The organism is Candidatus Neomarinimicrobiota bacterium (assembly GCA_034716895.1).
Taxonomy (GTDB): domain Bacteria; phylum Fidelibacterota; class UBA8477; order UBA8477; family JABMPR01; genus JABMPR01.
Genome location: JAYEKW010000168.1, coordinates 1 through 5,551 on the forward strand (window position 1 = coordinate 1; position 5,551 = coordinate 5,551).

General features: G+C 44.7%; 4 protein-coding genes. All 4 read left to right on the forward strand.

Going from position 1 to position 5,551, the window contains the following annotated elements; all coding sequences use genetic code 11:
• Positions 1-215: 215 nt before the first annotated feature.
• The 4 genes from U9Q77_10655 (at position 216) to U9Q77_10670 (ending at position 5,463) form a co-directional block, all read left to right on the forward strand.
• Positions 216-506, forward strand: a complete 291-nt coding sequence (locus tag U9Q77_10655) for a hypothetical protein (GenBank protein MEA3287818.1) — start codon at positions 216-218, stop codon at positions 504-506.
• Positions 499-2,466 (forward strand): GAF domain-containing SpoIIE family protein phosphatase, encoded by a 1,968-nt coding sequence (locus U9Q77_10660; protein ID MEA3287819.1) that lies wholly within the window; start codon positions 499-501, stop codon positions 2,464-2,466. Before U9Q77_10655 ends, U9Q77_10660 begins: the two co-directional genes overlap by 8 nt.
• Positions 2,467-2,799: 333 nt before the next feature.
• The gene (gene fusA / locus U9Q77_10665) at positions 2,800-4,869 is read left to right on the forward strand and encodes an elongation factor G (protein MEA3287820.1); all 2,070 of its coding nucleotides are present in this window, start codon (positions 2,800-2,802) and stop codon (positions 4,867-4,869) included.
• 87 nt (positions 4,870-4,956) lie between these two features.
• Complete coding sequence (locus tag U9Q77_10670) at positions 4,957-5,463, forward strand: HIT domain-containing protein (protein MEA3287821.1); 507 nt, start codon at positions 4,957-4,959, stop codon at positions 5,461-5,463.
• Positions 5,464-5,551 lie beyond the last annotated feature (88 nt).

A 5,551-nucleotide genomic window follows, 5' to 3' on the forward strand; every position in this document is an offset into this window, starting at 1 on the left:
AAAATACTCTAACGACTCTGCACTTTCTGCGGCTCTGGGAGAGAAACCTATTGGTACAGAATCTAATAACGAAGATTTTTCGACCTTCGACCTTCGACCTTCGACCTTCGACCTTGGACCTTCGACCTTGGACTTTGGACTTTGGACTTTGGACTTTGGACTTTGGACTTTCGACCTTCGACCTTCGACCTTCGACCTTCGACCTTGGACTATAAATGAAAGCTGAACGTATCCGTGATGAATTTGAAATGCTGGCAGAAAAGCTGGGCTATACGATTCGCTACGAAAAGGGTGCTTTTAAGGGTGATGCCTGCAGGATCAATTCTGAACGGGTGATCATTATCAATAAGTTGCTGCCAATGAATCATCAGAACTATGCCTTCTCGCGTATCTTTGCTGAAGAAGATTTGTCACAAGTCAGTATTTTGCCCGTTCTGAGATCCATGATCGAAGAAGTTGGTGGATCAATTCCAGAACTTGTTCAGGAGGAGGCTCAGGATGCTTAGACGTGAGCAGCTCGTTGTTTCTCTGGCTCTGATTATCATCATCTCTGTTTTGGGCTATCTGGTTAACCAATTTCTGGGGTTTGGTGAACATCCTATCCTGGCAAACGTTATTTTTGCCACCATCCTGATCAACCTTTATCTACCCCTGCGCTCATGGGGACGGAAAGTGGTTTTACGTTTGATCGCACCATCTTATTATTTGAGAAACGAGCGCTTCAGACAGATCCTGGATGAATTGGAGCATGTGAAAACCTACCGTGACACACTGGAGATGGTCCCAGGAGCGTTGAAGTACCTTTTCGAATCAGATGTAGTTGCTCTCTTTGTTCGGCGGAAGGGAATCTTCAAAGTTGAATCCGCTACGGCTCCTGTTCCCATTTTCCTGGATGGTTTGACCGTTGATAAAGACCATAATATCCTGAGCAAGTTGCAAGAGACGACCCATCATTTGATCAATGTGAAGTACAGCGTCAATGACCTGCGAGGTGAATCAGCTGATACGCCAACAATGGACTATCGCAGTTTTAAACTATTCCAATGGGCGATTCCCCTGAGAGCGAATAATCAACTGGCTGGTTTTATTTTATTGGACAAAATGCCCATGGATATGCAAGCCAGACGATCCGGAACCTTATACAATTATGTTGTTGACCAACTCGCGGTACTGCTGGAGAAGCGGAAGCTGTACCACAGGATCCAACTGGAAGCACGGAAACAGGAAGTCTTAAGCATGATCGCTGGCAAAATGGCGACCATGCGCAATACCACGCGAATCTTTAATCTGTTGCTTGACCAGATCAACACCATTGTTCCCTTTGATGCTTGTGGTGTATTCATAGCGTCTTCAGAAGGAGTGAATATTGAGAAATTTTTACTCAGGGGCTATGATATGCGACGGCTTAACCCTCTTAAACTAAAAATTGGCAGAGGACTTGTGGGTCGTTGCATTGCTACTCGTAAACCCATATCCATTCCGGATGTGCGGCGTGACAAGACCTATATTCCCGGCCGGGCAGACTCCCGTTCTGAACTTTGTGTCCCTATTGCCGGTGGCTCTAATATCTACGGTGCCATGAATCTGGAATCAAACCGGGTGGCCGCTTTTAGTGATGATGATCTGGATTTTCTTCAAACCATCGCTACCCAGGCCGGTGTTTTGATGGAACGTTATCAGATTGAAAAAAATGTCGATATACAAAGCGTTCTCAATGAAGATATGGCTAAGGCTGAGATTATCCAACGCTCCCTTTTGCCCAATATGATTCCAAAACACGACGAGCTGGAATTCGACATTCACTATTTACCCTGCCGGCAGATCAGTGGTGATTTCTATGATGTTTCGACCAAAGCAGAGGATGTTTTTTCGCTGGCTGTTGGTGATGTGGTTGGCAAGGGGATTTCGGGTGCCCTGATCATGTCCAATTTTTACGCTGCCTACCTCAACGAAGCCCAGAAGAGTTTACCGTTGCCTACTCTCATGAGTAATCTGAATAAGTATCTGACACAGCAAACTGAGTTGGATGAACAGATCACCTTTTTCCTTAGCAAGGTGGATGTGGATGAGGGGGTCATTCGCTATGTAAACGGAGGTCATCCGGCTCCCCTGATCTTTCATCAGGATGGAAGTGTCGAGCGTTTGGAAACGGGGGGACCCTTACTGGGTTTTGACCCTGATTTTACTTATGAAATGGGAGAGATCTGGCTTCAAACTGGAGATCTTATCCTGTTATATACTGATGGGGTTACTGAAATAGAGAGTCGTTCTGGACAATCACTGAATGAAAGTGGTCTCATCGATGCCCTGCAGAATGATGCAGAAAAAAAGGTTTCAGAAATATCCAGAGCCTTATTGGTTCAATTGGAGAAATTTAATGGCAAATCTGCATTTGATGATGATCTCACTCTCATATTGGGACGCTATACTGGGATTCCGTTGACCCCTGAAACTGGATTAACCTAGCTCGCGGGAAAATATTTTGTGATCCCAAAAGGTTGGGTCAGGTCAAGAGTCTGTTCTCTCATGGCACTTTATGATGACTTGTATTGGTAACCGATAAAATCTGCATTGATCTCGCGTATAAATGATTCGTTTTGAACAGGTATGGGCGGTGAGTCGGTAAGCTAAAAAAGTCTTGCGTATCCACGATTTATTGAGATTTTTGTACGCTTTTAAAAAGCATGAATATTTTGATATAGATGTATCTCCGAAATGACCATAAAGCCCCGTTTTCATACCAGTACGTTGGTGATGAACTTAATTTATAGATACGCTTAATATTACGAGGAGTTGAGAATGAAAGATTATTTGACAAAGGACATCAGAAACGTTGCCATTGTTGGCCATGCTTCATCAGGGAAGACCGCCCTGAGTGAGGCGATGTTGTTTTCTGCTGGTTTGACTACCAGAATAGGTACTATTGCCGAAGGGAATACAAAATCTGATTATCGTCCAGAAGAGATCGAAAGACAATGTTCTGTTGGCACCTCGGTGTTGGCCATTGAGTGGCAGGACACAAAGCTAAATATTCTTGATACTCCCGGTTTTAGTGATTTCGTCGGTGATGCTTTGAGTGCAGTAAGGGTGGCTGATACGGGCTTGATCGTTGTTGATAGTACAAATGGTCCAGAGATGGGCACTGAGAATATGTGGAGCTTCTGCCAGGAACACCACATTCCCAGAACCTTTGTAATCACTGGACTTGATAAAGAGCATTCAGATTTCCACAAATCATTTAATCAGCTTAAAGAAGCTTACGGTAATCATGTTACCGCTCTCCAACTCCCGGTAAACGAAGGAGTAGGATTTCATAAGATCGTTGATATCATTCGCCGGAAGACCCTGGTCTTTAATGATGATTCTGGAAAATTCTCCATGGAAGATCTTCCGGCAGATATTGCTGATGAAGTAGAATCCATGTACACAGAACTGGTGGAACAGGTTGCCGAATCAGATGAAGCTCTCATGGAGAAATATTTTGATCAGGGTGAGCTTTCAGAAGATGATCTGCGCCACGGACTACGCGAAGCCATTATTCATAAACAAATATTTCCAGTATTCTGTACTGCTTCCATTGGTAACATTGGCGCTTCCCGTCTTTTGGAGCTGATTCAGAAATATTTCCCATCACCTGCAGATATGCCGGCAGCGGTTGCTGTAGATGGAACTAAACTTCATGCTGATGATGTGAATGAAACTGCTGCATTGATCTTTAAGACCACCAGTGAAGCCCATGTGGGTGAGTTGAGTTTCTTTAGAGTGTATGCAGGTCAGATCACTTCAGGAATGGATCTGGCTAACCCAAACCGTAGTGGTAGTGAACGACTCGGGCATGTTTATGCTGTAAATGGTCACGATCGAGATGAGGTCCATGCCATTAATGCCGGAGATATCGGCGCTACGGTTAAGTTGAAAATTTCCCATACTGGTGATACTCTTTCCCATCCTAAAAATGCCGTTACTCTGAAAGCGACTGATTTTCCACTGCCCAATATTCAGTTCGCGATTGTAGCCAAGGCTAAAGGTGAAGAGGATAAGATCAGTACCGGTCTGGCTCTATTGCATGAAGAAGACCCGACCCTGTTGTATGATGTCGACTCTGAGTTACACCAGACTGTTTTGTCAGGTCAAGGTGAGTTGCAGATCAATGTTGCTTTTAATAAGCTCCAGGAGCGTTTCAAGGTTCAGGTTGAGCTGGTTGAGCCCAAAATTGCTTATCGCGAAACGATCAAGGCCAAAGGTGAAGCTCGGTACCGTCATAAAAAACAATCTGGTGGTGCAGGTCAATTTGCTGAGGTCATGTTGCGCGTAGAACCTTTGAAGCGTGGATCAGGGATCGTTTTTGAAGAGACTCTGGTAGGTCAGAATGTTGATCGTGTTTTTGTTCCTTCTGTGGAGAAGGGCATTAAATCGGCCTCTGAAGACGGTTTTGTTGCTGGTTTTCCCATTGTGGATGTGAAAGCCACTTTCTATGATGGCAAAATGCATCCGGTTGACTCAAAAGATATTGCCTTCCAGATTGCCGGTAAGGGTGCTTTCAGAGATGCCTGTAAAAATTCTAAACCCTGTCTGCTTGAGCCTGTTTTTGAAGTTGAAGTACGGGTTCCGGAAGAATATATGGGTGATGTAATGGGTGATTTGACCTCCAAGCGTGGTCGGATCCTGGGCATGGATGCTGATGGCCATTACCAGGTATTAAAAGCAAAAGTTCCTCATGCAAACCTGTTTAAGTATGCCTCAACCTTACGTTCATTAACGCAGGGAAAAGCATCTCACAAGCAGAAATTCTCACATTACACTGAGATGCCTAAAGAAGATGAAAAAAAATTAGTTGCAGCCTTGGAAGCAGCTAAAGAAGACGAATAGATCGAGCGTTAGGAGTTAGATGGCAGGGGTTAGGTAATTGATAACACTTATCCCCCTGACAGCTAACTCCTGACACTTAACAAAAAAATGTCCGAATCAGATAACACACCAAAATTATGGGCTCCCTGGCGTATGGAGTACATCCGCTCCATCAAACAGGAGGGTTGCATCTTTTGCGATAAGCCTGCCATGGAAGCAGATCGTGAGAATCTGCTCTTGTACAGGGGCAAGACCTGTTGTGTGCTGATGAATCTTTTCCCTTACAATAATGGTCATTTAATGATCGCTCCTTATGAGCACAATCATCGTATGGAAGATTTGCCGGCAGAGACCTTGACGGAGATCATGCAGCTTTCCCAGGAGAGCTTCAAGATATTACGTCAGGAATTTCGGGCTGAGGGTTTTAATCTGGGCTTGAATGAGGGAGCGATTGCAGGTGCTGGTATTGCAGAACATATTCACTTCCATATCGTGCCCAGGTGGGCTGGAGATACCAATTTCATGCCGGTTACGGGTCATGCCAAAGTGTTGGTCCAAGGCTTGAAGGAAGCTTACGATACCTTGAAACCCTATTTCGATAAAATCACCATTTAACGGGTTGACAGCCGGTATGACGCAGATTATCTTCGCGGGCTTTTATAACAATTCCGGAGTAGCTTCCGGCGCCGTTCCAAAGGAACTA